This window comes from Paeniglutamicibacter sp. ORCA_105 (assembly GCF_045798545.1).
Lineage (GTDB): Bacteria > Actinomycetota > Actinomycetes > Actinomycetales > Micrococcaceae > Paeniglutamicibacter > Paeniglutamicibacter sulfureus.
This window is the reverse complement of the sequence record NZ_JBIXLM010000028.1, coordinates 15,596-42,084: the sequence shown is the minus strand read 5'-3', so window position 1 is coordinate 42,084 and position 26,489 is coordinate 15,596. Positions and strand designations below refer to the sequence as shown.

31 protein-coding genes are annotated in these 26,489 nt (G+C 64.3%); 28 read left to right on the top strand and 3 right to left on the bottom strand.

What is annotated here, in order from left to right:
• Positions 1-11 precede the first annotated feature (11 nt).
• Both flgK and ACIPUB_RS13980 read right to left on the bottom strand, forming a co-directional pair.
• Positions 12-1,430, bottom strand: coding sequence for a flagellar hook-associated protein FlgK (gene flgK, locus ACIPUB_RS13985; RefSeq protein ID WP_407607924.1), 1,419 nt, complete (start codon positions 1,428-1,430; stop codon positions 12-14).
• 9 nt (positions 1,431-1,439) lie between these two features.
• Positions 1,440-1,925, bottom strand: a complete 486-nt coding sequence (locus tag ACIPUB_RS13980; RefSeq protein WP_264271546.1) for a flagellar protein FlgN — start codon at positions 1,923-1,925, stop codon at positions 1,440-1,442.
• A 238-nt stretch (positions 1,926-2,163) separates the two neighbouring features.
• Here ACIPUB_RS13980 and ACIPUB_RS13975 point away from each other — a divergent pair, with 238 nt between their 5' ends.
• The 21 genes from ACIPUB_RS13975 to ACIPUB_RS13875 all read left to right on the top strand — a co-directional run bounded on the left by ACIPUB_RS13975 (position 2,164) and on the right by ACIPUB_RS13875 (position 19,043).
• Complete coding sequence (locus ACIPUB_RS13975; protein ID WP_407607923.1) at positions 2,164-2,976, top strand: sigma-70 family RNA polymerase sigma factor; 813 nt, start codon at positions 2,164-2,166, stop codon at positions 2,974-2,976.
• Between the two features lie 121 nt (positions 2,977-3,097).
• Complete coding sequence (locus tag ACIPUB_RS13970) at positions 3,098-3,985, top strand: flagellin (protein WP_407607922.1); 888 nt, start codon at positions 3,098-3,100, stop codon at positions 3,983-3,985.
• Between the two features lie 160 nt (positions 3,986-4,145).
• The gene (gene fliD / locus ACIPUB_RS13965; protein WP_407607921.1) at positions 4,146-5,471 is read left to right on the top strand and encodes a flagellar filament capping protein FliD; all 1,326 of its coding nucleotides are present in this window, start codon (positions 4,146-4,148) and stop codon (positions 5,469-5,471) included.
• The gene (fliS, locus tag ACIPUB_RS13960) at positions 5,468-5,875 is read left to right on the top strand and encodes a flagellar export chaperone FliS (protein ID WP_407607920.1); all 408 of its coding nucleotides are present in this window, start codon (positions 5,468-5,470) and stop codon (positions 5,873-5,875) included. Before fliD ends, fliS begins: the two co-directional genes overlap by 4 nt.
• Positions 5,868-6,197 carry a hypothetical protein gene (locus ACIPUB_RS13955; RefSeq protein ID WP_407607919.1) on the top strand — a complete coding sequence of 110 codons (330 nt, stop codon included), beginning with the start codon at positions 5,868-5,870 and terminating at the stop codon, positions 6,195-6,197. The genes fliS and ACIPUB_RS13955 overlap by 8 nt, the downstream gene beginning before the upstream one ends.
• 113 nt (positions 6,198-6,310) lie before the next feature.
• Positions 6,311-6,652: a flagellar basal body rod protein FlgB gene (flgB, locus tag ACIPUB_RS13950; protein ID WP_310293507.1), complete on the top strand. Its 342-nt coding sequence runs from the start codon at positions 6,311-6,313 to the stop codon at positions 6,650-6,652.
• Positions 6,652-7,044 (top strand): flagellar basal body rod protein FlgC, encoded by a 393-nt coding sequence (locus tag ACIPUB_RS13945; protein WP_217389476.1) that lies wholly within the window; start codon positions 6,652-6,654, stop codon positions 7,042-7,044. The genes flgB and ACIPUB_RS13945 overlap by 1 nt, the downstream gene beginning before the upstream one ends.
• Positions 7,044-7,352, top strand: coding sequence for a flagellar hook-basal body complex protein FliE (locus ACIPUB_RS13940; protein WP_264271541.1), 309 nt, complete (start codon positions 7,044-7,046; stop codon positions 7,350-7,352). The genes ACIPUB_RS13945 and ACIPUB_RS13940 overlap by 1 nt, the downstream gene beginning before the upstream one ends.
• Positions 7,352-8,950: a flagellar basal-body MS-ring/collar protein FliF gene (gene fliF, locus ACIPUB_RS13935; protein WP_407607918.1), complete on the top strand. Its 1,599-nt coding sequence runs from the start codon at positions 7,352-7,354 to the stop codon at positions 8,948-8,950. The genes ACIPUB_RS13940 and fliF overlap by 1 nt, the downstream gene beginning before the upstream one ends.
• Positions 8,950-9,978 carry a flagellar motor switch protein FliG gene (fliG, locus tag ACIPUB_RS13930; RefSeq protein ID WP_407607917.1) on the top strand — a complete coding sequence of 343 codons (1,029 nt, stop codon included), beginning with the start codon at positions 8,950-8,952 and terminating at the stop codon, positions 9,976-9,978. Before fliF ends, fliG begins: the two co-directional genes overlap by 1 nt.
• Positions 9,968-10,582 carry a FliH/SctL family protein gene (locus ACIPUB_RS13925; protein WP_407607916.1) on the top strand — a complete coding sequence of 205 codons (615 nt, stop codon included), beginning with the start codon at positions 9,968-9,970 and terminating at the stop codon, positions 10,580-10,582. The genes fliG and ACIPUB_RS13925 overlap by 11 nt, the downstream gene beginning before the upstream one ends.
• A 62-nt stretch (positions 10,583-10,644) precedes the next feature.
• On the top strand, positions 10,645-11,898 hold the full coding sequence (locus ACIPUB_RS13920; protein WP_407607934.1) for a FliI/YscN family ATPase: 1,254 nt from the start codon (positions 10,645-10,647) through the stop codon (positions 11,896-11,898).
• Positions 11,898-12,323: a flagellar FliJ family protein gene (locus ACIPUB_RS13915; RefSeq protein ID WP_217389482.1), complete on the top strand. Its 426-nt coding sequence runs from the start codon at positions 11,898-11,900 to the stop codon at positions 12,321-12,323. The genes ACIPUB_RS13920 and ACIPUB_RS13915 overlap by 1 nt, the downstream gene beginning before the upstream one ends.
• Before the next feature lie 53 nt (positions 12,324-12,376).
• A complete protein-coding gene (locus ACIPUB_RS13910; protein ID WP_407607915.1) occupies positions 12,377-13,159 on the top strand; it encodes a C40 family peptidase in 783 nt (260 codons plus the stop codon).
• Positions 13,156-14,661 carry a flagellar hook-length control protein FliK gene (locus tag ACIPUB_RS13905; RefSeq protein ID WP_407607914.1) on the top strand — a complete coding sequence of 502 codons (1,506 nt, stop codon included), beginning with the start codon at positions 13,156-13,158 and terminating at the stop codon, positions 14,659-14,661. The genes ACIPUB_RS13910 and ACIPUB_RS13905 overlap by 4 nt, the downstream gene beginning before the upstream one ends.
• A 15-nt stretch (positions 14,662-14,676) precedes the next feature.
• Positions 14,677-15,183, top strand: a complete 507-nt coding sequence (locus ACIPUB_RS13900) for a flagellar hook assembly protein FlgD (RefSeq protein ID WP_407607913.1) — start codon at positions 14,677-14,679, stop codon at positions 15,181-15,183.
• 59 nt (positions 15,184-15,242) lie between these two features.
• Entirely contained in the window at positions 15,243-16,415 is a 1,173-nt protein-coding gene (locus ACIPUB_RS13895; RefSeq protein WP_407607912.1) for a flagellar hook protein FlgE, read from the top strand.
• Positions 16,416-16,586: 171 nt separating this feature from the next.
• On the top strand, positions 16,587-17,036 hold the full coding sequence (locus ACIPUB_RS13890) for a cell wall-binding repeat-containing protein (protein ID WP_407607911.1): 450 nt from the start codon (positions 16,587-16,589) through the stop codon (positions 17,034-17,036).
• A 112-nt stretch (positions 17,037-17,148) separates the two neighbouring features.
• A complete protein-coding gene (locus ACIPUB_RS13885; RefSeq protein WP_407607910.1) occupies positions 17,149-17,385 on the top strand; it encodes a flagellar FlbD family protein in 237 nt (78 codons plus the stop codon).
• 15 nt (positions 17,386-17,400) lie between these two features.
• Positions 17,401-18,213 carry a motility protein A gene (locus tag ACIPUB_RS13880; protein ID WP_407607909.1) on the top strand — a complete coding sequence of 271 codons (813 nt, stop codon included), beginning with the start codon at positions 17,401-17,403 and terminating at the stop codon, positions 18,211-18,213.
• Complete coding sequence (locus tag ACIPUB_RS13875; RefSeq protein WP_302265335.1) at positions 18,210-19,043, top strand: flagellar motor protein MotB; 834 nt, start codon at positions 18,210-18,212, stop codon at positions 19,041-19,043. The genes ACIPUB_RS13880 and ACIPUB_RS13875 overlap by 4 nt, the downstream gene beginning before the upstream one ends.
• 1,539 nt (positions 19,044-20,582) lie before the next feature.
• Here the strand turns inward: ACIPUB_RS13875 and ACIPUB_RS13870 are convergent.
• Positions 20,583-20,807 (bottom strand): hypothetical protein, encoded by a 225-nt coding sequence (locus ACIPUB_RS13870; protein WP_407607908.1) that lies wholly within the window; start codon positions 20,805-20,807, stop codon positions 20,583-20,585.
• A 443-nt stretch (positions 20,808-21,250) separates the two neighbouring features.
• On the opposite strand from ACIPUB_RS13870, the gene ACIPUB_RS13865 reads away from it, so the two are divergent.
• The 7 genes from ACIPUB_RS13865 to ACIPUB_RS13835 are packed head-to-tail and all read left to right on the top strand — an operon-like array spanning position 21,251 to position 26,413.
• Positions 21,251-22,174, top strand: a complete 924-nt coding sequence (locus ACIPUB_RS13865; protein WP_407607907.1) for a flagellar motor switch protein FliM — start codon at positions 21,251-21,253, stop codon at positions 22,172-22,174.
• Positions 22,171-22,917 (top strand): flagellar motor switch protein FliN, encoded by a 747-nt coding sequence (gene fliN, locus ACIPUB_RS13860; RefSeq protein WP_407607906.1) that lies wholly within the window; start codon positions 22,171-22,173, stop codon positions 22,915-22,917. Before ACIPUB_RS13865 ends, fliN begins: the two co-directional genes overlap by 4 nt.
• A 2-nt stretch (positions 22,918-22,919) precedes the next feature.
• On the top strand, positions 22,920-23,432 hold the full coding sequence (fliO, locus tag ACIPUB_RS13855; protein ID WP_407607905.1) for a flagellar biosynthetic protein FliO: 513 nt from the start codon (positions 22,920-22,922) through the stop codon (positions 23,430-23,432).
• A complete protein-coding gene (gene fliP, locus ACIPUB_RS13850) occupies positions 23,429-24,250 on the top strand; it encodes a flagellar type III secretion system pore protein FliP (RefSeq protein WP_407607904.1) in 822 nt (273 codons plus the stop codon). Before fliO ends, fliP begins: the two co-directional genes overlap by 4 nt.
• On the top strand, positions 24,250-24,525 hold the full coding sequence (fliQ, locus tag ACIPUB_RS13845) for a flagellar biosynthesis protein FliQ (RefSeq protein ID WP_264271526.1): 276 nt from the start codon (positions 24,250-24,252) through the stop codon (positions 24,523-24,525). Before fliP ends, fliQ begins: the two co-directional genes overlap by 1 nt.
• 2 nt (positions 24,526-24,527) lie before the next feature.
• Complete coding sequence (locus ACIPUB_RS13840) at positions 24,528-25,292, top strand: flagellar biosynthetic protein FliR (RefSeq protein ID WP_407607903.1); 765 nt, start codon at positions 24,528-24,530, stop codon at positions 25,290-25,292.
• Positions 25,289-26,413, top strand: a complete 1,125-nt coding sequence (locus ACIPUB_RS13835) for a flagellar biosynthesis protein FlhB (RefSeq protein WP_407607902.1) — start codon at positions 25,289-25,291, stop codon at positions 26,411-26,413. The genes ACIPUB_RS13840 and ACIPUB_RS13835 overlap by 4 nt, the downstream gene beginning before the upstream one ends.
• Positions 26,414-26,489 lie beyond the last annotated feature (76 nt).

The window sequence follows — 26,489 nt, the reverse complement described above, 5'->3', positions numbered from 1 at the left end:
GGCCTTCTCCTTTATCGTCCAACGAGCCCGGTGCGGTTGATGAGGGTGTCGAGCATTTCATCAATGGCGGTCATGACCCGTGCGGCGCCCTGGAAGGCGTGTTGGTTGGCAATGAGGGCAACGTTTTCCTCATCGATGGAAACAGCGGAGACCGACTGCTGGGCGTTGACGGCGCCGGCAGCGGCAACGGCCGTCGAGACTGCCTGCTGGGCCTCGGACTTGGTCGCGGTTCCGATCTTGATGACCATATTGGCCCAGAGTGCGTCGGGACCGTCGGGCGAGCCGCCCAGCTTGGACATTTCCGTTGCGTTGGAGCCGTCGAGCGCGCCACCGTTGGTGCCGGCGGTGGCAAGGTCCTTGGTCCCGGTGGCCAACACCGTCAGCGAGCGTGCCGGATTGTTGGAATCGGTTATTCCAAAGAACGGGGGACCGGGGTTGCCATCCACCGTCTTGCCGTTGCCCTGCGCCGCGTTGACGGTGGTGGCCAGCTTCTCTGCAATGACATCCAGCGAATTGGCTGCCTCGGCCAGCGGGCCGCCGGTTCCAGCATCATCGGCCGGTGCGAGCAGGGAAACAGTGCCGGCGATGCGGCCTGCCTGCAGAGCCACGGGCTGTCCCGGGCGGTGCGCCCACTGCAGGGCCGGGGCCGTGCCGCCAGCGAACGTAGTCGACCCGGTGACCTCCAACGGGCGCACCGTTGAGCCGGTGACCAAGGCGTTGCCATCGATCAACACGTCCACGGTGCCATCGGGCAGTTCACGAACCGTCGCGCCGGAAAGTTCCGAGATGGTTTGAGTGAGTACGGCACGCTGGTCCAGCAAGGCGTTCGGTGCCCCACCGGCCGCGACCGCGGAACGAATTTGGGCATTGAGCCCGGCGATGGTGCTTGCCGCGCTGTTGACGTCATTGACCATGGTGTCCAGGGACTGGCGTTGGGCCGCCCATTGGTCGGTTACTTCGGTGTGGGACTGGCCGATGCGGTTAACCGCCGCCTTGGCCCGCTCCAGCAGGACGGCTGCGGGGGAGGACTCGCCTGGCTGGTTGGCCACGTCTTCCCACCCTGCCCAGAAGTCATTGAGCAGTGAGGATAAGCCGTTCTCGCCTGGTTCCCGCAGGATTCCCTCGAGGTTTGTCAGGCCCTCGGCGCGGGTGTCGGACTGCGCGGCCAAGGCCACGGTCCCGCGCACGCGGGCATCCAAGTGCGCATCGGCGAGCCGGGCGATTCCGGTGAGCACCACTCCCTGCCCAACGCCGGGGCGCGAAGCGAGCATGCCGGTGGAAGCGACGGAACCTGCAGAGACGAAATCGGCGCGCTGCCGCGTGTAACCCGCGGTGCCCACGTTGGCCAGGTTGTTTCCGGCAGTCTCCATGGCGAGGCGCGCCGCGTTGAGGCCGGACATGGCCGTATTCAGTCCGCTGAACGTACTCATGTCAGTTCCCTATAGATTCGTGTCGATGATGTGTGCACCGGAATTGTGTGCCGCCGATGTTCCGGAAGGGCCGTATAGCGAGGTGTCCTCACCTAGGTTCGCCAGCGTTTCCTGGGTGGAGCGGTAGGCCGCACGCAGATACTGTTCATTGGCGTCCCGTAGTCGGGTGATTTCAGCCGTGGTGTTCCGCAGCGCAGTCAGGTGGGCGGTGAGGATTTCATTCCATGGACCGGGAGGCGCAGCCTCAATGATCCGGGTCAAGGGCGAAGCCGCGTCAATTCCCCAAGTGGATGCCAGCTGTGACGCTTCCAAGGCGCGCGCAAGACCGGCGGCGTGGACCTTCTCGAGAATGTTCTCGATCTCCCGCGTCGCCAGCGGTATCCATTGCGACTTCCCGGAGACCAACAACAAGTGCTCTTCCTCCAACTTGAAGTGAAGCAACTCGAGTAGTTCCCGTTCTTTCCACAACAGGGCCGAAAGCTCATTGGTTCCCATGTATCCATCTCTCTAGACTGTTGTGCCCCCAAGGTATCCCCAGTTATTTCAGTCTATCGGCCGGTCCAAAGTGAACGTTAGTTGTACAACTTCAAATTGGGGTGCTTTCAAGTCCGCTTTTTGGGGATATTCGGGCTACTATCTTCGTTGGGGAAATTGTTTTTTTGGGGAAAACACACGTGGCCAGTAGCAATAGCTCTTGGCTTGATCATCACTCAAATTGACAAGGACGATCCGGGTGGAGCGACAGGCACGCAACCAGTTGGTTTTAGAGAACCTTCCCCTAGTCGGATATCTAGCAGCGGAATTGTGCGCCAAGGCGACACATCTTTCCCGTGAGGACCTCGCATCGGTGGGTGCCATTGCACTTATTACCGCGGCGGACGCCTTCGACGATTCTCTTGGTGTTCCCTTCGGGGCCTACGCGCGCCGGCGCATCCTCGGCGCATTCGCGGATGACATGCGCTCCAATGACTGGGCCACCCGCGGGGCGCGGAAGAAAATCACCGAAACCCGTACGGTCCAGGAATCCCTGACCGCAGCACTGGGGCGAACCCCCACCGTTTCCGAGCTTTCCGAAGCCCTCGGCATGGACCAGGCATCAACCCTTGCGATCTTGAGCGATTCGGCCCGCACGGTCGTATCGATCGACGACACCATGAACGACTACTTGGCATCAGGCTCCGAGACGCCCGAAGAGGCCTTGCTCGAGACCGAGCGCACCAAGGTGATCCGGGATGCCGTTGGGGCGTTGCCGGAGAACCTGCGTGTCATTATTGAGCGCATCTATTTTGCCGGATCAACGGTGAAGGAGCTTGCGGCCGAAATGGGCGTCACCCATTCGGCGATCTCCCAGCGCCGCACCACCGCCATGAAGCTGCTTCACGAGGGACTGCAAACGCGCTATGTCCCGGAACAGGCGCCCGCGCCGGAAACCGCAATGACCCGGGCCGCGACCCAGCGGCGCGAGCTTTACCTGAAGGAATTTGGCCAGCGGGTGTCCGGCGGGATCGCGCGCATGGCCGGCAGCGCGGTGTCTCCAACGGCCTAGCCAGACCCCAAAAAACTTTTTCCTCGGGTTGCTAACAAACCATGGTGCGTGGCCGATAGTCGTTGATTGAGGTCCACGGACGGACCTCGTTACAGACACCCGTCTCACGGAGGAATTCACCATGGGTATGCAGATCAACACCAACATCGCGGCGCTTAACGCTCACCGCAACCTGTCCAACACGCAGAACGACCTTTCCAAGTCTCTGGAGAAGCTTTCCTCGGGCCTGCGCATCAACCGCGCGGCCGACGACGCAGCAGGTCTGGCCATTTCCGAGGGCCTGCGTTCGCAGGTCAACGGCTTGAACGTTGCTGCCCGCAACGCCCAGGACGGCATTTCCGTCATCCAGACCGCTGAAGGCGCCTTGACCGAGGTCCACTCGATCCTCCAGCGTATGCGCGACTTGGGCGTTCAGGGTGCCAACGACTCGAACAACGCCGAATCGCGCACGGCTATCAACACTGAGCTCAAAGAGCTGGGATCAGAACTGAACCGAGTTTACGCCAACACGGAATTCAACGGCACGAAGCTCCTTCAAGGTGATGGCGCGGGTGCTGCCCTGACCATGAGCTTCCAGATTGGGTCCAATGGCAACACGGCTGCAGACGCTTCCAACACCCTGAGCGTCAACTTCGTCGATCTCAAGGCAACGACCACCGATATTTTCACGGCCGAATCCACAGGTGCTGATGTTGCACTCGCCGCGACGTTTGGTGTCACGGACAGCGCAATGGCCGCTACGACTATCGAAACGTTGGATACTGCAATTACCGCGGTTTCGACTGCACGCTCCGAATTGGGTGCCAAGCAGAACCGCTTCGAGTCCGCTATCAACAGCCTCAATGTCACCCGCGAGAACCTTCAGGCTGCAGAGTCCCGTATCCGCGACGTTGATATGGCCGGTGAGATGGTTAGCTTCACCCGCTCGAACATCCTGTCCCAGGCCGGTACCGCCATGCTCGCGCAGGCCAACCAGTCCAACCAGGGCGTTCTCCAGCTCCTCGGCTAAGCACCATAGCGGTTTAGCAACTGGCGTTTCCGGGCATTGAAGACGTTCCGGACCGCGCTAGGCAGCAAACGATCTCCCGTGGCAGGCATCGACTCTTCGAGTCGCTTGCCTGCCACGGGAGATTTGCGGTATCCACACCATAGGTAGAAGCGGAGAAAACATGGGCCTGGCACTCGACGGACTCGCTAGCGGGCTGGACACCACGGCATTGATCAAATCCCTCATGCAGATCGAGGCGATCCCGCAGACCCTTCTGAAGAACAAGGTCAGCGCGACCCAAACCATGGTGTCGGCCCTACAGGCGCTCAACACCCGTGTCGCCGACCTCGCCACGCTGACCACGAAGCTGGCCAAGCCGGAATCGCTGCAGCTTTTCAGCACCTCGGGAAGCTCCGAGGGACTGACCGTAACGACCACCACCGGCGCCAGCGCGGGATCCCTGGACCTCACGGTGACCAAGCTGGCCCAAAGCCAGCTCCAGGTCTCTGACCCAGTCACCGAATGGACCGAATCCAGCTTCTCCATCACCGCCGCCGACGGCACCGAAACGCTCATAACGGCACCATCGAATTCACTCGATGACATCGTCACAGCAGTCAATGCCTCGGATAGCGGCGTGCAGGCGGTCAAGGTTTCCGCCGGCAAGGACGCGAACGGCGTGGACCAATACCGGGTCCAGTTTTCCTCCGGCGAATCAGGTGCCGCGAACTCCTTTACCATTTCCGGGACCGCTGTTCCGATGACGGAAATCCGCGCGGCACAGGACGCCGAGGTCAAGCTCTGGGCCGGAACCGCCGCCGAGCAATCTGTTAGCTCCACGACCAACACCTTCGCCTCCCTCTTGCCGGGCGTCGATGTCACAGTCTCCAAGGTTTCCACCGAACCAGTCAGCGTGTCAGTTGAGCGCGACGGCGAAGCCACCTCTAAGGTTGCCTCGGACCTGGTGGATTCCCTCAATGGCCTCTTCAATTTCATTGCCACGAACTCGGCGGTCACTTCCGGAACCGGCGGTGCCACGAAGGGCATGATCTTCACCGGTGACAGCACGGCGCGGATGGTGAAGCAGCGGGTGATGGACGCTGCGATCGCGCCGATTGACGGCAAGTCGCCTTCCGAGATAGGCGTCTCCATCACCAAGGACGGCAAGCTAGAATTCGATGCCGAAAAGTTCTCCCAGGCCCTGGCCGAGGATCCTGCCCGGGTGGAAGCCGTGTTGCAGACCATAGCCTCGCGTGTATCCACGGTGGCCACGGCCATGTCGGACAAATATGACGGAATGATCACTTCCCGGATCAAGGGCCAAGAATCGACGGTGACCCGGCTCGACGACCAGATCGCGGACTGGGACCTACGCCTGGACAAGAGGGAATCCAACCTCAAGCGGATCTATGCAACGCTAGAGGTGCAGATGAGCAATCTCAATTCCCAATCGTCGTATCTTGCCTCTCAATTGGCCTCGCTCCCGACAACACAGAAGCAGTCATGATGAACCCCGCCCAAAAACTTGCCCAACTCAATCGCGAAGCAATCCTTTCGGCCAGCCCGGCGCGCCTTCTCACCATGCTCTACGACCGCTTGTTGGTGGACTTGAACCGCGCCGAAGCCGCGCAACTCGCAGCGGACTGGGCGGTGGCCTCGGAAAACCTGGTGCATGCCCAAGCCATCATTTCCGAGTTGGTCTCAAGCCTGAACTCCGAGGCCTGGTCGGGGGCCCCAGCGCTGCACGGCATCTACGCCTTCGCCACCCAGTTGCTCATTGATGCGAACGTCAAGCGCGACCCGGCGTTGACGCGACAGGCCATCGGCATCATGGAGCCGCTGCGGCAAACCTGGCACGAGGCCGCGTCCGCCCCGGCTGCCCCCAGCACCGGTGGCGTCCACATTGGCTAGCCAGCCTGAATCCGCTGGGCACTCTGCCCAGTGGGAACGCGTCCTCGCAGGTCTCGAGGACCAGGTGGCCCAACTGCGCGAATCTTGCGCGGATGACGCCTCCCTGCTCGAGCTGCCCGACACTTCATGGAGCCCGCCGGCCGGCATCGGCGACTTGCCACCGGAGCTTGCCCCACGGGCGCGAGCGCTACTTGCGGAAATGGATTCGCTCACCCCGGTCCTGGGGGAGCGGCGCGACGAAGCCGCACGGCAGCTCCGTGCCGTTTCATCGGTTCCACGGGACTCGGCAGCGACCTCCGTTTACCTGGATTCGGTCGGATAGCCCAAACAGCTAACGGCCAACGCCGGGTAGCCGATTGTCTATTTTGAGCACGGATAGCTCACTTCCTTTTGAGCCCACGGATGGGCCACGAAACGACCTTGGAGCGATTCGTCGTGTTCAATTCCGTCACGTCCATGGCGATCGAAAGTGCCCTGGATGGCCTGGCACTGCGCCAGCGTGCCATTGCCAACAACATCGCCAACGTCAACACCCCCGGCTATCACGCCCGCCGTGTTGAGTTTGAATCGGCCCTGGCAAAGTCGGTGGCCGAAGGCAACGGCCAAGCCACGGCGTCCACCTCCGCATCCTTGGAGCCCACACGTCTCGACGGTTCCAACGTCAATCTGGACACCGAGACGCTCTCGAACATCGACACCGTGTTGCGCTACCAATTCGCCACGCAGGCCGCCTCCGGGCCGTTCAACTCCATCCGCACCGCCCTTCGGAGCAACTAATGCTTGACGCCATCGGAATCGCCGGCAGCGCACTGACCGTGCACCGCAAATGGCTTGATGCCGTCTCCGACAACCTGGCCAATGCGAACACCGCCACTGCCACCGACGGCGAAGCCTTCCGGGCCCGCTACGTCTTGGCCCAGGCCGGTGCCGAGAACACCGGCGTGTATGTCGCGGGTGCGGAGTTTGGTGACGCCGAGGGGCGCATCGTGCACGAACCGGACCACCCCTTGGCGGACGAGGAAGGCAATGTCCGCTACCCGGATATCGACATGTCCGAGCAAATGGGATCCCTGATCATGGCCCAGCGTGGTTACCAGGTCAACGCCGCGGTTGTGGACCGCGCCAAGGAAACATACCAGGCAGCACTGCAGATCGGACGCAACCAGTAATGGCCTTCGAAATCGGCCCCGTCGCGGGCGTCAGCCCCACCCTGCCCACCGGATACCTGAAGCCGGCCGGTGCACCCGCCACCGATGGCTCGGCTTTTGCCAATGCCCTGGGAGGGGCAGTGGACCAGGTCCAGTCCCTGCAGGCCGCCTCCAATGATCTTTCCATCAAGGCCGTGACCGGGGACCTTACGGATATCCATGCCGCTACCCTCGCCTCGACTCGTTCGGCAGTAGCCCTGGAAATGGTATCCACCTTCCGCAACCGTGGCGTTGAGGCCTTCAACGAGATCATGAGGATGCAAGCCTAGTGGCCAACGTTCCAGCCCCGCTGGCCAAGGCCGCGGATGCCGTGCGCGGCTTCAGCCTGGCACAACGCACCATTGCCTTGATCGGCATCGCCGTCCTGGCCTTGGGAACCATTGCCTTGGTTTCCTTCATGAGCCAGCCCAAGCTGACGCCGTTGTTCACGGGCCTTGCCCCGGAGGACGCCGCCGGTGTCGTGGAGCAATTGAAAGCCGATTCGGTTCCCTATGAACTTACCGGGGGAGGGGGCACCATCCTGGTGCCCGAGGCCAATGTCTACGACTCGCGTCTCAAGGCCGCAGCTGCCGGGCTGCCCACAGCCGGCACCAGTGGATACTCCCTGCTCGATGACATGGGCGTGACCTCAAGTGAATTCCAGCAGTCCGTCACCTACAAGCGGGCGCTCGAGGGCGAACTGGCCAGCACCATCCAGGCCATGGACGGGGTCAACCTTGCCTCGGTCAAGCTTGCCATTCCGGAGCAAACGGTTTTCGTGGATTCCAAGACCAACCCCACCGCCTCGATCTTCGTCGAGACCAAGCCCAACGTGACCCTGGGCAACGACCAGGTCCAGGCCATCGTGCACCTGACCTCCGCCGCCGTTGACGGACTCAAGGCCGAGGACATCTCGGTCGTGGATTCGACGGGCAAATTGCTATCCGCCGCAGGGGTCGGACTGACCGGCGGCGCCGAGAAGCAAGCTGCGGACTACGAAACCCGGGTTGCCGGAGTCATCCAGGCCATGCTTGACCGCGTGGTGGGACCCGGCAACGCCACGGTCGCCGTGGCAGCCGACCTTTCCCTGGAATCAGCGGAACGCACCGAGGAATCCTTCACCAATCCCGAGGGCAATCCTGCACTGACCGAATCCGTCAAGGAAGAGGAATACGAGGGCAGTGGCGGGGCCGGCGCAGGCGTGCTGGGCCCGGACAACATTGCGGTGCCCGGCGGCGAGAACGGCGAGGGAACCTTCACCTCCACCGACAACCAACGCACCAATGCGGTGAACAAGGTGACCGAGAACCGCTTGATCCCCTCCGGCAACCTGAACCGGCAGAGCGTCTCGGTGGCCCTGAACTCGGCAGCCACCCAGGGCCTGAGCATCCCCGACATCACCCAGATGGTCAGCACCGCGGCAGGTATCGACGAGGCACGCAACGACACTGTCAACGTCTCGGTCGTGCCCTTCAACGCCGACGGCGCCGCAGCCGCGGAGGAAGCGCTCGCCGCCGCAGCCGCCGCGGAGGAGGCAGCCCGCACCGCGGAGCTCCAGCGCACCTTGATCATTGCCGGGGTCATTGGCCTGGCACTGATCCTTGCGGTGGTTTACGCACTGTACGTGCGGCGCAACAAGCAGAACCGCGAACCGGTGGACCTCGGCGAGTTCCGCGAGTTCACGTCGCTGCCGCCGGCACCGGCGGCAGCGGAAGTCGCGTCACCGAACACCATGGCCATCAGCCAGGTTCCGCCTACGTCCCCGGTGGCCGAGCTGGTCACCCCGCACCACGTCAAGCGCGAGGAACTCTCGGCACTGGCGGCCCGGGACCCTGCCAAGATGGCCGACTACCTGCGTTCCGTAATGGATGACAAGGGGACCGAATAATGGCTCAAGGAGCCGGGACGCCCCGGAAGCTGACAGGCACCCAAAAGGTCGCCATCATGCTCATGCAATTGGACCAGGAGAATGCGGCGGAAGTCATGCGCCAGTTCACCGAGTTCGAGGCAGATGAGATCGCCGCCGAAATCGTGCGGTTGCGCCGGGTGGATTCCTCCCTGGTGGAGGACACCGTCCGTGAAATCCACGAACTTGCAACTTCCGGAAAACCCAGCGCGCGCGGCGGGCGGGACATGGCCGCGGGTCTGCTCGAGGCCTCCTTTGGCAGCGAAAAGGCCAGCACGGTCATGAACCGGCTGTCCTCTTCCATGGCCGGTATGACCTTTGAATTCCTTGAAGGCACCGAACCTGCTCACATCGGCTCGCTGCTGGACGGGGAACTGCCGCAAACCATCGCCCTGGTCCTGGCCCACCTGCGCCCCGAGGTGGCCTCGGCGGTGATGGCGGGATTCGAGGCGCCACTGCGCACCGAGTCCGCCCGGGCCCTGGCCACCATGGGCACCGCCGTGCCCGAGGCAGTGCGCGTGGTGGCCGAGGAACTGAAGAAACGAACCGGATCGGTCATTACGTCCCACGAACCGCTCGAGACCGTTGGCGGCATCCAGCCGCTGGTCGACATCCTGAACCGCTCTGACATCACGGTGGAGAAGGACCTGCTGGCGTCCCTGGACGAGCACGACCCGGAGCTGGCCGAGGAAGTGCGCTCACGCATGCTCTCCTTCGCGGACCTGGTCAAGTTCGACCGCCGCGACGTGCAGCGCGTGTTGCGCGGCGTCGATGCGGCAACGCTGGCCTTTGCCCTCAAGGGCGCGGCGGCCGAGGTCGAGGAAACCATCCGCGCCAACATCTCCGACCGCACCAAGGAAATACTTGATGCGGAGATCTCCTCCATGGGCCGGGTGCGTGTCTCCCAGGTCGAGGAGGCCCGCGCCGACGTGGTCCAGTCCATCCGGGCGCTGGAGGCCAGCGGCGAGATCACCATCAAGCGCGGCGACGAGGAAGACTATGTCCTCTGACCCGACCGCCTTTGAACCGGCGCACTTCGGTGCCCTGGAAATTTCCGACTCCGCCCGGCGCGAGCAGGACTCCTCGCAGGCGCATGGCTACGCCACCGGCTACGCGCAAGGCATCCGTGCCGCCGAGGCCGTAGCCCGGGCCCAGCGCGAGGAGCTGGCGCGGGCAGCGGCCCAGACCGATGCAGCGCGCGCTGCCGAACACGCCGAGGCGGTGCGCGCCCTGGGTGCGGCGGCCACGGCCCTGCATGCCCGCACAGTCCCGGTGCTGGAGGCAGCCTCCACCATCTTGGTGGAATCGGCGCTGCTGTTGGCAGAAAAGATCATCGGCAAGGAACTTTCCAATGACCGCTTCGGCGCCAAGGCAGCCTTGGACCGCGCCATGGCTGGCATCGACGAGACCACTGTTCGCCAAGTCCGCATGAACCCGCAGGATTTGGCCCTGCTGGAACTGGACAAGGTTCCGGGCACCGGGATCGCGCTGGTTGCCGATCCCGTACTTGCCCGCGGGGATGCACTGACGGCATTTGACGAAGGATTCCTTGACGCCCGCATCTCCACGGCACTCGAACGTGCCTGTGCCGCATTGCGCGGGGCAACCCCGTGAGCGTGGACGCACGGTCCTGGACCGGCCTGGACGCAGCACTCCTTGCAGCCGAGCCCGTCAGGATGGGAGTGGTTAGTTCGGTGGTCGGGCTGGGGCTCGAGGTCGCGGGCTTGAACGCGCCTCTGGGAACGGTGCTGGAGATCGGGGAGGACAAGGTTGCCGCCGAAGTGGTTGCTGCGCGCCGGGACACGCTTCATTGCATGCCGCTGGGACCCATGGACGACATCCGGGTCGGCGACTTCGTTCACAGCAGCGGATCGGCCGCCTACATTCCGGTGGGCACAGGACTGCTCGGCCGGGTGCTGGATGGGCTGGGCCAGCCCATTGACGGGCGCGGTCCGCTGGGGGAGCACACCCTGGTTCCCATGGAGCACCAGGCACCAGCCGCACTGGAACGCAGCAGGATCACCACCCCGCTGCAACTCGGTGTCCGCGCCATGGACACCCTCACCGCGGTGGGTGCCGGCCAGCGCATCGGGCTTTTCGCCGGATCCGGAGTCGGCAAGTCCTCGCTGCTGTCCATGATTGCCCGCGGCACCTCGGCCCAGATCAATGTCATTGCTCTGGTGGGGGAGCGCGGGCGCGAGGTTCGGGAATTCCTGGAGGAAGACCTTGGAGCCGAGGGCTTGGCCCGCTCGATCGTCGTGGTGTCCACCGCCGACGAACCGGCGCGCATGCGCCTGCGGGCAGCCTTCGTGGCCACCCGCATTGCCGAGTCCTTCCGCGAATCCGGTGCACAGGTTTTGCTCATGATGGATTCCCTGACCCGTGTGGCCATGGCCCAACGTGAAATCGGGCTTTCGGCCGGGGAGCCTCCGGCAACCCGCGGCTACCCGCCTTCCACCTTCTCCCTGCTGGCCCGTTTGCTAGAGCGTGCAGGTACGTCCGCGACCGGTTCCATCACCGGGATCTACACCGTGCTGGTGGACGGGGACGACCACAACGAACCCATCGCCGATGCGACCCGTTCGCTGTTGGACGGGCACATTGTCCTGGATCGGAAACTGGCCATCTCCGGCCACTTCCCGTCCATTGACGCACTGGCCTCGGTTTCGCGCGTCGCCTCCCGGGTGACCAGCCGTGAACAGGCCACCGCGGCGGGCGCCCTGCGCAAGGTCATGGCCGCACGCCGTGCCGTGCAGGACCTTCTGGATGTCGGTGCCTATCAGCGCGGAAGCAACCTGTTGGCGGACGCGGCCGTCGACCACGAGGCTGCCATCAATCGATTTCTGCAGCAACGGCTCGAGGAGCCGGTGCCCAGCGGCCAATCCTGGGCCGAACTTCAAGCATTGCTACGAACCATGGGGGTGTCCTGATGTCCAGGGGATTTGCACTTTCGGGGCTGCTGCGCCTGCGCGGACTGCAGGAGACCAAGGCGGCGGGAGACCTCGCCGCAGCCAACCGCAGCCTGCGCCAGCGGACTATGGAACGGAACGCCATGCGCGATGCCATGGCGGCTCCCGAGCGGGCACCGGTGGACAGCGAGACGCTGATGGCCTTGGTTGCCTCGCGTGCCTCCACGCGCGGCATGCTGCTGGAACTGGACACGCTGGTTTCCAGCTTGGACGGGAAAGCTGAAGAAGCCCGGGAAACCCATGGCCAGGCCCGCAAGGAGCTCAAGGCCTTGGAAAAGCTGGCCGACCGCCATGAGGTGAGGGTACGTACCGAAGCCCTCTCCCGTGAACAATTGCTCCTTGACGACTTGGGTGCCACCAGCGCCTTTGAAGGGAAGACACCGTGAGCTTTGATGGCATGGCAACACGTATTGGCGCTATCCAATCAACACTGGCGCGCGTGAGCGGAACCCCGGCACCTGCGAAGGCCGAGGCATCACCCGCCGCTTCCGCGAGTGCTGCTGCTTTGGCCGGCACCGTCCCGGGACTCGGTGCAACTCCCGGTGCAACTCCCGGTGCACTGCCCACGACCCCGGCCGCGTTCACCCAGGCACTGCAACAGGCCATGGCACCTTCGGTGGCGGCAAGCCCCGTCACCGCATCACCGGCACCTGCGCCCACCGTGGCGTCGGGCTCCGGGGCGGCAATTGAAAAATCCACGTCGGTGGGCAAGGAGCCTCCGGCAACGGCCGACGGCGTGGATGGCTCCGACGTGGTGCAGAACGCGAAGAAGTACTTGGGCATCCCATACGTGTGGGGCGGAAACAACCCCAAGATCGGCCTTGACTGCTCGTCCTTCGTGCAGCACACCTTCAGAGATTTGGGCGTGGAACTTCCCCGGGTAGCCCGGCAACAGGCCAAGGAAGGAACCGAGGTTCCCTCCTTGGCCAAGGCCAAGCCCGGCGACTTGATTGTCACCCGTGGAGGTGGCCATATTGGCATTTACCTGGGAGACAACAAGATGATTCATGCCCCGCGTCCGGGGGAAAGCGTGAGCATCCGGAAACTCTTTGAAACCGATGCCACGATCATGACCATTCGCCGCATTGTGCCTTCCGCAACCGCCGGGGCGTCCGAGGCCAAGACCCCTGCCGCCGCCACGGCCTCTGCCGCGACCCAGCAGGCCGAGCTCACCGCGGCAGCGCAGCGGGCTCTCTTCTCGACTGCGGTGAGTGGAGCATGATTCCCTTCCCGTCCACTCACGCCACACTGCCGGTTGCCCCTGTGTCCTCGGCTTCCGCGAAATCCGGGGACCTGGGTGCCTCTCCTTCGGGTCAGTTCGCCGAGGTCTTTGCCTCCATGATTCCCACCGCGCATGTACCCGCTAACTCGGGTGCACCTGTGGCGACCGGCGAGGGGGCAACAGATGCCGAACCGGCGAATCCAGAAAATGGGCAACCGGCAATCGACATCCCGGAAGCATCCCTCGTTGGCTCGCAGTCCCCGGAAACCGGCGCACCTGCTGCACGGACATCGAGTACTTCAGCAGCGGGTGCAGGGGCCGTGATGAACCAGCGGGCGCAGCACCCGGCGCTGTCGGCTCCTGCCGCGCTGCCCGCGGGATCCGGTACAGTTACCGAATCCGTTTCCGTTGAACAGGTCACTGGCTCCGACGGCCCGACACCGTTGCCTGTTGCCGTCGCGCCGTGGCTGGTCGTCCCGATGCCGGGAACCGTTGCTCCTCAGGAAGCTACGCAGTTGCCCGTGGCGGTGGCGCCCTTGTTGGTTCTCCCGCTGCAGGAAGGCGGCGCGTCCTTACCTGTGGCACCCACGCCCGGGGCCACCGTTGACGACTCCGGAATTGCCGTGACACCGTCGCCGCAAGCACTCGCTGTGTCAGGTGAATCTGAACCCACCGGAACCGCTATTGCATTGGGTGCTGGCACAAATGAGGCCGCAACACTCACTCGCCAACCCGTAGCGGCGGTGCCAGCCACCGAAGCCCAAGGTCAGATAACCACACCTAATTCCACCTCGGCTGATGCGCAACTTGAACCGGAGGCAGGGGGACAGTCCCCGGCCGACCACGCCGCCACGGCACTGGCCGGAACGCAAGAGATACCGGCAGTATCCAACGCGGGCTCCCAGCAGATTCCAGTGGTCGCCGGCCAGGGCGATGCCCGGATGGCCGCTACTGGAGCGACGGCGTCGGCCGGCGTCGCCAGCGATGCAGGCATCTCGGCAGTGGACCCCATCGAGTCCTCCGCCGTGGACATGCCCTTACAGCGGACCCAGACACCGGCCCCGCTGCACCGGCAATTGCTCGGGCCCATCGCCAGCCTTGCTGCAGGGCCTAACGGGGAACGAACACTGAGTGTCAACATCGCTCCCGAGGCGTTGGGGCCCATCACAGTCAAGGCGCTTCTGGGCGGTGAAGGCATCCGCATGGAGCTATCGGCCCCCACGGACGCCGGCCGCGAGGCGTTGCGTGCCATGCTGCCGGAACTGCGCCGTGAACTGGCCGCCACGGGCTCAGGAACCATCATGCTGTCGACCGGGACGGATTCCTCCTCCACTCCTGGCGGCCACACCGGCAGCCAGAACGCGGGCGGCGGGGACGCACGCCCGTTCACCGGTGCCCCTTCTCCGGGAATGCGCACCCGCGGCGAACCGGCACCCGAAACAGCGGGGCGGGAAACCACCCTTGCCCTGCACGATACTTCCCATCTCGACGTGATGGCCTAGGAAGGACAACCCCCCATGACAGTGCCACCCATCGAAGCGACGCAATTCGGGGCAACAGCCGCGCCCGTCCGTGCCCCCAAACAGGCCATGGACGGGGAAGTGTTCCTGCACCTGCTGGTCACACAACTGGCAAACCAGGACCCGAGTTCGCCCATGGACACCAACCAGATGATTTCTCAGACCACCCAGCTGGCCTCCATGGAACGCATGAACACCCTCAGCGCCACCCAGGAAGCCTCGTTGGACATCCAGCAGCGCCTGGCGGCATCCTCGCTGATTGGTCAGGAAATCACCACCGCCGGGGAACCGCCGATCACCGGGGTGGTCACCGCGGTGTCCTTTGCCGGGGGCGCACCGGTGGTCACGGTGGGGGAGCAACAGATCCCTTACGCGCAGATCATCGGCATCGCGGCACCCGCCGCGCCGGTTCCCGATCCGGAGCAGGACACGACCCCGGAAGCCTTGCCTGAGGGCGGGGAACCGGAGTCCGAAACCGCCGAACCGGATGCCCTGGGCGCCTAGGCGTCCGCCCAAGTTTTCTTGTTCCACCCAATTTCCTTCAACGCAGAAAGACATCCACCATGCTTCGTTCACTGTATTCAGGAATTTCCGGTCTTCGCGCCCACCAGACCATGCTTGACACCACCGGCAACAACATTGCCAACGTCAACACGTCGGGCTTCAAGTCTTCCTCCGTCCAGTTCCAGGACACCTTGTCCCAAATGACCCAGGGCGCCACGACCCCGGGCGAGAACGCCGGCGGGCGCAACCCCGCCCAGGTCGGCCTCGGCGTGCAGGTCGCGGGCATCTCGACCAACTTTGGCCAGGGCTCCGCCCAGAGCACCGGCCGTTCCTCGGACATGATGATCGCCGGTGAAGGATTCTTCGCCACGCGCTCGGGGAATGCCACCTCGCTCACCCGCTCCGGTGCCTTCGAATTTGACGCCAACGGCAGGCTGACCAGCGCCGACGGCGGCATCGTGCAGGGCTGGATGGCCCAGGGCGGGCAGCTGGCCACCGGCGGCGCCCTGACCGACATTGCCCTGCCGCGCGACCTGCTCGCACCGGGTGTCGGCACCAGCACCGCAGGACTCTCCGGCAACCTGCCCAAGGAAACGGCCACCGGCGAATCCATCGTGCAGGACAAGGAGATCTTCGCTGCTGACGGCACGAGCCGCACCATGACCATGACATTCACGCGCACCGCCAACGGCTGGAATGTCGCGGGCAACGACGGCGCCGGGGCCACCGGCACCGCAACGCTGACCCTCGCCGGCGACGGAACCCTCAATGGCGGCACCATGAACCTCGGCGGCATCGCCGTGGACCTGTCCGCGGTCACGGGCTATGCAGGGCTCAAGACCGTATCGATCTCCGAGCAGAACGGCCGCTCCGCCGGAACCCTCGAGTCCTACACACTGGGCTCGGACGGCACGCTCACCGGGACCTTCTCAAACGGCGCCCAGCAGGCCATCGCCCAGATCGCACTCGGCTCCGTGGCCAACCCCGGCGGCCTGCAGAAGACCGGAGGATCGGGCTACACCGTCACCGCCAACTCGGGTGCCATCGAATACGGCGTACCGGGGGACCCGGGCATGGGCACCATCTCCGGCGGCATGCTGGAAATGTCCAACGTTGACCTCTCCCAGGAATTCACCAACCTGATCGTTGCGCAGCGCGGCTTCCAGGCCAATGCCCGCATCATCACCACCAGCGACGAGGTACTCCAGGAACTGGCCAACCTCAAGCGCTAGCAAGCATAGGGGCGGCACCGTTGGTAAACGGTGCCGCCCACGCAATCACCATCTGCTTCTGCGACTGCCTCCCGCGGGTCAGGGTTGTTCGGCACATCAGTCCACGGTTGCTTCCATGGCAACGGCGGCCCCTTAGAGTCACCTTCATCTACGACAAAGTAGGATTACGCCATGAAAAAGACCACCGCAGGACTTGCCGCACTCGCCCTCACCGCCGCCGGAATCATCGGCACCACAACCGCTCTGGCCGCTGACGGCACCTGCCAGGTCTATTCGGGCGGCGGATGGCTCGTTGGGGCTTGCCCCGAACCGGCGGCGGTTCCCGTTGAGCGAATCGGCGGGGCGAACAAGTACGAGACCGCCGTGCTCATCTCGCAGATCAACGCCGAGCCGGGCGTCCCCGCGGTATACCTGGCCAACGCCGCCAGCATGGTTGACGCCCTTTCCATCTCGCCGTACACGGATGGACCCATCCTGCTGGTGCCCGCCACCGGCACCCTTCCACCAACTGTGGCAGGAGAGCTCGCCCGCTTGAACCCGGGGAAGCTCGTGGTGCTCGGCGGGACGACCGCTGTCAGCAACGACATGCTCGGCCAGGCACAGCTCGCCGCAGCGAACTAATCAGATCCCGGCCTGCCGTAAACGGTAAGCCGGGGGTAGGTGGGCGGTGTCGTTGGCTAACGGCGCCGCCCTTTCTGCCGAGAGTGCTCCACTGAAAGGACGGGGTGCTTCAATGATCGTTGTAACCAGGCTCAACGCCACACGCTTTGCGATCAACGCCGACCTCATCGAGCGGATCCAGGAAAACCCCGACACCGTTGTGTTCATGGTCAACGGCGCGAAGTACGTGGTCACCGAGACCATGGAGGAAGTCATCGCCCTGGTGGCGGGACATCGTGCCCGGGTGGTCTCGCTGGCGCGCAACTATGAGCAGCCGCAACCATCCGTTCCGCCCCTGACGCATCGATAAAGAGGACGCCCCCAAGTGGATCCAGCAACAATCATTGGCCTTCTGCTGGCCTTCGGCGCCATGTTCACCATGCTTTTCATGGAGGGCGCCAACGTCTCGTCGATTCTGCTTCCGGCCCCCATGATCATCGTGTTCCTCGGGACCATCGCCGTGGGCATCGCCAGCGGCACCATCAGCGACACGATCATTGCCTTCAAGTCCCTGCCCTCGGCCTTCCGCGGCAAGATCGCCCCGGTGGGGGAGCTGATTACCCGCCTGGTCGAACTGGCTGACCTCGCGCGCAAGGAGGGCCTGCTGGCGCTGGAGTCCGAGGCCAGGGAAACCAAGGACCCGTTCCTGGGCCGGGCCCTGCAGTCCATGGCCGACGGCATGGACGGGGACGAGCTGCGCGACCAGCTCGAGGACGAGATCTCCACCCGCGAGCGCACCGATGCGATTGCGCACAAGTATTTTTCCACCCTGGGCGGCTATGCCCCCACCGTGGGCATCATCGGCACCGTGGTCTCCCTGACCCACGTGCTGGAAAACCTATCCAAGCCCGACGAACTCGGGCACATGATTGCCGCCGCCTTCGTGGCCACGCTGTGGGGACTGGTCTCGGCCAACTTCATCTGGCTTCCCATCGGTGCGCGGCTGCGCCGGCTTTCGGAACTCGAAATCGACAGCATGACCCTGGCCATGGAAGGCGTGCTGGCGATCCAGGGCGGCAGCCAGCCGATCCTGCTCGAGGAGAAGCTGCAGGCCATGGTCCCGCCCCACGCGCTGGGCAAGAAGTCCGGGAAGGTCACGGAGAAAGCAATGCTTGATGACTTCAAGGAAGCCGCGTGAGTGGCGGCCGCAGCAGTAGCCGGCGCGGGGGCCGGAAGGGCCGCAAGCCGGCAGAGTCCGGGCACGACGGTCCGGACGAGCGCTGGATGGCCTCCTACATGGACATGGTCACGGTGCTGATGTGCCTGTTCATCGTTCTTTTTGCGATGTCCACTGTCGACCAGGACAAGTACACGAAACTGAAGAATTCCCTTGCCACCGGCTTCGGCACCGAACAAAGCATCACCGCGGACACCGCTGAGGGCGTCGTGGTCCCGCCCGAGCTGGTGGGCACCGAGGGGTTGCTGGCCAGCAGCCAGATCGACGGCCAGACCAAGGAAGCCCTGCTGGCCCTGGCCCAGGACGAACAGTCCGAACTGATTGAGCTCAAGGAACGCATCCAAAAGCGGCTGAAGGATTCTGGGCACGCCGGCGCAGCCGATTTTTCCATCGACAACAGGGGCCTCACCGTGCGCTTGGTCAGTGCGGAAACCTTCTTTGTGCCCAATAGCGCAGAGCTCACCGATAATGCCCGCGAGATCATCGACGCCATCGCCCCGGTGTTGGCTCCCACCAAGCGCTACTTCGAGGTGGAGGGCTTCGCGGACGAGCGCCGCCCTGTCAAGCCGTACCCCACCAACTGGGAGCTCTCCGCGTCCCGCGCCACCGGCGTGCTGCGCTCATTGGTCGAAGACGGTGGCGTGAAGGCCTCGCGGATTTCCTCAGTCGGCTACGGGGACGCCCGTCCGGTCCCAGGCAACAAGGACCTGTCGCTTAACCGCCGTGTCGACATAGTAGTGCTGTCCAACCAGCCCGAGTCGGTCCGAAGCCTGCTGAAGCAGAACCCATAGTCACCTAGCGGGCCTGCGACAATGCCGGGTCGGAAGCCTTCCAAAGCGGTAAGACCTTGGAAGAACCCTGCGCCGGCACGTTTCTCTCTTCTACTTCCCCTCATGGTGTCGTAGGGTGATGCCAAGGGAGCGGAATCGCGTGGCTTGGGGAATTTGCGCGGGGCTGCTCTGAGATCACTTTTGGGGAAGTGGCTGGTGGCCAATGCTGAGACACCGTGGAAACAAAGTGCATTCAGGTCAAATGGAAGAGCGTGACCTAGCGCCATCCAGAAGGCCCCGGCGAACGATACTGGCAACCATGTTCATCGACGTCTTCCATCTGGACGATGAACCGCAGATCGCGCGAAGAACCGGGAACCAGGCCACCGGCATGGTGATGCTCGGCGGTGAATATACCCGGACGCCAGGTCGCGCAGTGGTCTGCACCTGTATCCGGGCTGGCGACGTTCGCGTAATTTCCGTCCCAGATCCGGAGTGCAGGGGACACGCCTAACTGCCCGGATATTTCATGCTGGCCAGCCCTACAGGAGCGCATTATCGGATAGCGACGACCAGTTGCGTTCCGATTGGAAGGAACTCTCCCCGCAGCCCGTGCAGATGGTGCTGACGATCAGTCCGTATTAGACATTGATGGTCCGCATTTACGAAGAGAAAACGTATGCGCCCAATCCGATTACGACGGCGATGAGTGCCGCAAGGCCGATGTTCTGCCATAACACCGGAATTCGTGGCCCCTGATCGTAATAACGACGATTTCCCAAAGTTAGCTCCCAAGCTGGTGATTGAAACTCCAACAGTATGTGAGCTGCGGTACACCGGATTGTCATTCACGTGGCTTTCACCCCGCGGTTCACCCTGTGCAGGCCACGTAACGACGTGTTGTCCATCAGAACCCTTGGTGTGAGCCGCGCCGAGGCACCAATCTGCCGGGATTGTTCACTCGCGGCGCGGTCCAGCGGGGTCGCATGTCCGCAAGACCGGCGACACATTGCCTGCTACCCGGGAGGACTTCGTCCTGCCTGATAGGAGGGTTTCACTGCACTATCCGTCGCGATTGTTCAATTCTCGTGCCCGCCACAAGCCGTGGTAAAATTTCTGCTCTTGCTCTTGCCGTCACCGAACGATCAGGTAGGCAGCAATCCCAATAACCGCTAAAACCAAAATACCCAAACCAATGTTCTGCCACAGAAGCGGAATGCGTGGACCTTGGCTGTAATAACGACGCTTGCTCATGATCAGCCTCCAAGTCTTTGAAATGTGATTCCCGTACAGGACCCACAGTCCAAGCTACCTGCCGTTCCTGATAGCTCGCTCAGTTCGTCGCAACCCGTGGCGGGCTTTGCCAAGCTCGCGAATCCGACTATCTGCCGTTTAGGTGAGGGTGTGCTGGTAGTTTGAGCGGACAATGCGCCGCCAATCGGCGCCCGTCACTGTTCTGCGGGCACGCTCACTGCTCGTGACATGGGAAGCCGCGTGTGCGCAATCCGTAAGCGGTGAGTTATATGGGCAGGGCCGATCGGTGCGGTCTTCCGCGCAAGGTTAGGCCGTGATGACTTTGCCTGCGTTCGTGTTGACAGCCTGCTCGATACGTCCCAGTGCCCGAATCATCTCGAGGTGGTGATCCTTGAGTTCATTGACGGCCTCCGCCAGATCGACCTCAGGAAGATTCTTGAGATCCGCCACGCGTGAGTTCCAGGACTCCACGAGGGCGAACGCCTGCGGGGTCGTTTCTTGGACGATAAATCCCTCGTAAATGTTGGCCATTGTGGACCTCTCCTCTTCGATGTGCGGGAATCCGCTACGTGAACACTGTTGAGCTTAGACTCTCGGTCGACTACGGCTCCACTTGATCCTTGGCCAACAACCCTACGTCGCCCGATAGGCAACGATGCCCGAATCCAAGGCGGTAACGCGGTGTTCGATGATATCCCCCGCGGCCAGTAGACCGGATCCAGCGCAATTAAAAGAGATCCCGGTCTGCCGTTTCAACACCCGACTTCATAGAAATAGTTGGACCGAGGTTCGGCAAACGTGGACGTGACAGGGGCGGTGACAAACCAGCCTGAGTCGATCGGTTATCGGCGAGCAGCGATCAGTTCGCGCAAAATCCCTAGTCAGTCTGCTGCTGACGATTCCAAGGAATCGCGGGACGAATATTTGCCCCAACCGGCTAACTAACCAGCCACTGTCTGCCGATAGTGGTGCCAGTGACGATCTTGCCTGCGGGACGCCCCGATGCGGGTGGGCCCAATCCAACACCCCCCGACCCGGCCGCCGCCGTTGTCTATGACTTCCGCCGCCCGACCACCCTGGCTCGGGAACACGCGCGCGTGCTCGAACTTGCCTTCGAGACCTTTGCCCGTCAATGGGGCACCCAACTGACGGCCAAGATCCGGGTCATGTCACAGGTAACCCTCGAATCCGTCTTGATGCAGTCCTACGACGACTACGTCGCCGGCCTGCCGCCAGCCACCACCATGGTGCTCTGCGAGGCCGAGGGGCATGGCGCACGCGCCGTCATCCAGTTCCCCGCCGCGGATGCGCTGAACTGGGTCTCGCACATGCTCGGCAGCCCCACCACCACCCATGTACCCGAACGCAAGTACACGCGCATCGAGCAGACACTGGTGCGCGGGCTGATGGACGAGGCGCTCGAGGACCTGCACTACTCACTCGGTGCCCTGCTGCAGCAACAGCTCGCGGTGGTCGGAATCCACCACAACTCGCAGTTCGCGCAGGCAGCCACCAAGTCGGAGATCGTCATCGCCGCATGGCTGCGTGTTCGCGTGGGGGAGCGCAGCACCCTGGCCTCGGTCGCGGTGCCGGCCGACATGCTGCTGCCGCAACTGGGCGAAACCAACCCGCGCACGCCGGTGGAGAACGCCGCCGAGCTGCTCACCGAGGCCATCGCCGGGGTCCCGGTGGACGTGGCCCTGGCACTGGGTCCCAGTTTCGTCACCCCCGGCACCATCCTGAACCTTGCCGTGGGAGATGTGCTGCCGCTGCCGCACCCCGTCCACCGGCCCTTCGAGCTGTCTGTTGACGGGCGCCGCCTGGGCACCGCAGCAGCCGGCACCCGCAGCGGCCGGATCGCCGCCGTCGTCGTTTCTACCGAGGAGAGCCTCTCTTGAGCCCCGAACCAACATCCATCCCGGTCCTGCACTCGACGGCGCTGTATTCGGCGGCTGCCGAGGCCCTGGCCGGCATGCTTCCCACCACCTCGCCGGTCACCGCCGTGCTGCACTCCGGCACACGGGATGCCGCCATGCTGAAGGGATCGGGCGAGCTGGTGGCCGCCGGCTTCGTCGGCCAGCTCTCCGCCGACGTGCTGCTCTCGGTGGCTGCCCCGATGCTGGGAGGAGCCCCGGGCGGACCCGGCTCGCTGGTGTCCGCAGCAGACATCCTGCGACCTGCGCTCGAAGCCGCCACCGGCGTGCTGGGAGCCGGCGTGCTCTCCACCGATTCGGCGGTGCACGCCGATGCGATGCTCGGGGACGCCGAGACCGTGTGCTTTGAACTGCACAGCGCCGGGAAGGAAATCGGCTTCTTTGCCATCCGCATCCGCAACAACGAACCCACGCAGCTGCCCGCAGGATCCGCCCTCGAGGGACGCGAAGACGTGGCAAGCCGACTGGGCCGCATCAACAACGTGGAAATGGCGTTGACCGTGGAAATCGGGCGCACCCGCATGTCGGTGCGCGATGTGCTGGGCCTGGAACCCGGCGCCGTGGTGGAACTCGACCGCTCCGCCGGTGCTCCGGCGGACATCCTGCTCAATGGCCGGCTCATCGCCCTGGGCGAGGTCGTGGTCATGGACCAGGACTACGGGGTGCGCATCACGCAGATCCTTGATGTGAACGAGGGCCTGGCCTAGTTTTGGAAAGCTTCTTCTTGGTGCTGCGGGTGATCGTCTCGCTCGCGGCGGTCTTCGGATTGTTGTTTTACCTGCGCAAGCGCGTGCTGACGCGCTTCGGGTCCCCGCGTGCCTCTCAGCTTTCCGTGGTCGAGCGCCAGGGCCTGGGCCCGAAGTCCTCCGTGGTGTTGCTTGACGTCCAGGGCCGGCGCTACCTGTTGGGAGTGGCCGAGTCCTCCATCAGCGTGCTGGATTCCTTCGAGGCCCCCGAGCCGATGGAAACAGATGCCCTGGAACAGGTCAACGCCCCGATCACCATGGCCGAGCGCTCGCGCGCCTTCGCAGCTCACCTGAACTCCATGCGGCAGGGCGGCGTCCCCGCCAACATATCCGGCGCGGACGGGCCGGCTGTGAACGACCAGGCAGCACCGACGGCGCTTTCATCCACGCCTTCGGGAGCGCTTGCTGGCTCGATCCTGTCGCCGGACACCTGGCGCCGGGCAGTGTCCGCCGTCCGGTCTGGCCGCGGCTCATGAGAGCGCTTCGCCCTTCCCTGCATTCCCGCGCCCGGATGGCACTGCTGGCCGGGCTGTTGCTGGCTCTTCTGGTTGCCCTTTCCTGGTTCAGTGCCTCCGCCGCCCTTGCCGCGCCCGTTGACCCGGGTGCCCCGGGGGACAACGGCGGGCTGTCCGTTGAAATCAACGGACCCAACGGCACACCCAGCTCCGCCATCGTCACCCTCATTGCCATCACCATGCTTTCGGTGGCCCCTGCCCTGCTGCTGATGATGAGCTCGTTCACCAAGATCTTCGTGGTCCTGGCCTTCACCCGCAACGCCCTGGCGCTGCCCACCATCCCGCCCAACCAGGTGCTGGCCGGCCTGGCACTCTTCCTCTCCCTGTTCATCATGGCCCCGGTGCTCACGGCCATGAACGAGACCGGCGTGCAGCCCTACCTGGACGGCTCCATCGACCTCACCCAGGCCCTCGAGGTCGGGGTGGTGCCGCTGCGCGAGTTCATGCTGGCGCACACGCGCGAGGCCGACATCGCGTTGATGACCCGCGCGGCGGAACTGCCCAACCCCGCCACGCCTGCGGATGTCGCGCTGACCACTTTGATCCCGGCCTTCATGATCTCCGAGCTGCGAGCGGCCTTCATCATCGGTTTCGTGATCTTCGTGCCCTTCCTGGTCATCGACCTGGTGGTCTCCTCGGCACTGATGTCCATGGGCATGATGATGCTCCCGCCGGTGATGATCTCCCTTCCCTTCAAGATCCTGCTCTTCGTCCTCGTGGACGGCTGGGGCCTGGTCATCACCGCGCTCATCGGTTCCTACAGGATTGGTGGTGGCTGATGGATCCCAACGCCGTCCTGGACATCGGGTTCTCCGGGCTGCTGGTGGCCGCGAAGCTTTCGGCCCCGGTGCTCATCACCTCGCTGGTGGTGGGCTTCGCCATCTCCCTGTTCCAGTCAATGACGCAAATCCAGGAAATCACCCTCTCCTTCGTCCCCAAGGCCGCTGCCGTCGCCATCGCGCTGCTGGTCTGCGGGCACTGGATGATCTCCGAAATGGTGCTCTTCACCCACGAGCTCTTCGAGAAGATCCCGGCCCTGCTGGGAGGCGGCTAGGCATGTTGGCCACCGTGCCGCTGGCCTGGCTGGAGGTCATGATGCTCGCCGCGGTGCGCGTCACCGCGTTCCTGGTCATCGCCCCGCCGTTCTCGCACAACGCCATCCCGCTGCGGATCAAGGGCATGCTCGGCATCGGGCTGGCCCTGGCCGTCACCCCGCGGCTGGGCGCCGGCTACGAATCCCTGGACACCGGCCCGTTCCTGGGCGCCATCGTCGCCGAACTGGTGGCAGGGGCTGCCATGGGTTTCATGGTCATGCTGGTGTTTTCCGCCATCCAGTCGGCCGGCAGCCTCATCGACCTCTTCGGCGGCTTCGCCATGGCCCAGGGCTTCGACCCCCAGTCCATGATCAATGGCGCCCAGTTCACCCGTTTCTTCCACTTCGCGGCCCTGGCCCTGCTGGTGGCCTCCGATGGTTACCAGCTGGTGCTCGCCGGGCTCTTCCGCTCCTTTTCCGTCATCCCGCTGGGCGGAGGCATCGGGCTGCCGTACGTGGCCGAATCCCTGGTCGGCGCGGTGGGGGAGATGTTCGTCGCGGCCGTCCAGATCGCCGGGCCGCTGCTGGTGGTGCTGGTGCTTGCAGACATCGGCCTGGGCCTGCTGACGCGCGCCGCCCCGGCGCTGAACGCCTTCGCCATGGGCTTCCCGCTGAAGATCATGCTGACCCTCGCACTGGTCGGCACCGTGTTCGTGGTGCTGCCTGCGCTGGTTTCCTCGCTGGTGCGGGCAGCCCTGTCCCTGCTTTCGGGGGTGGGCGGAGCGTGAGCCAGGATTCGGGGGAGCGCAGCGAGAAGGCCACCGCCCAGCGCATGAAGGAGGTGCGCGAGAAGGGCAAGATGACCCGCTCGCAGGACCTTGCAGCGTGGCTGGGCATCGGGGCAGCTGCCCTGATGCTGCCCGGGGTGCTGGCTGCCGCCGAGACGGCGGGCCGTGCCCAGCTGGAGGCGGTGCGCGGCATCATTGCCGCCCCCAATCCCGAGGCCGCAGTCGACGCGCTGGGCACCGGACTGGGTTCGCTGCCCGGCACGCTGCTGCCCCTCTTCGTGGTGGTGCTGGTGGTTGTGGTGGTCATCGCCGCGCTGCAGGGCGGGATCAACTTCAAGAAGTTCAAGCTGGATCCGGCCAACCTCAACCTGGTCACCGGCGTCCAGCGGGTCTTCGGACTCCAGGCGCTCTGGCAGGGGCTCAAGGCCCTGCTGAAGGTCGCCGTCATTGGCCTGGTGCTCTGGTTCGTCGTCGCCTCCCTCATGCCGCTGCTCCTGCAATCGGGCTCCCTGCCGCTGGCCTCGCTGCTGGCCGCCGGATCGGACGGCGCCTCCTCGCTGATCCGCGCCTCGGTCATCGCCGGGCTCGTGCTGGCGGCCATCGACGTGCTGGTGGTCATGCGCCGGAACCGCAAGCACACCCGTATGACGCGCAAGGAAGTCACCGACGAGAACAAGCGCACCGACGGGGACCCGCTGATCAAGTCCCAGCGAAGATCCCGCCAGATGGCCATGAGCCGCAACCGCATGATCGCGGCGATCGCCGACGCCGACGTGGTGGTCGTGAACCCGACCCACGTCGCCGTTGCGTTGCGCTACGAACCGGGCAAGTCAGCGCCTCGTCTCGTGGCCAAGGGCGCGGGCAACATCGCCACGCGCATCCGCGAGGAGGCCGCCGAGAAGTCCGTGCCCATGGTGCGCGACATTCCGCTGGCGCGTTCCCTGCACGAGGTCTGCGAGATCGGGGACGAGATCCCCGCCGATTCCTACAATGACGTGGCGCGCGTGCTGGCCTTCGTCATGGCGCTCAAGGCCCGCGGCAACGCCGCCGGCGTCCACACCGTGCCGGGGCCGGCGACACCGAGTGCCAACCCCGGTCCCGGACGAGGGGCCGGCACCTGATGACCCCCGGCCCCTTCCGCCTTTCCAAGACGCCATCCCCGCTCACCGTCCAACCGCAGGCCAACCGCCCAGTCCC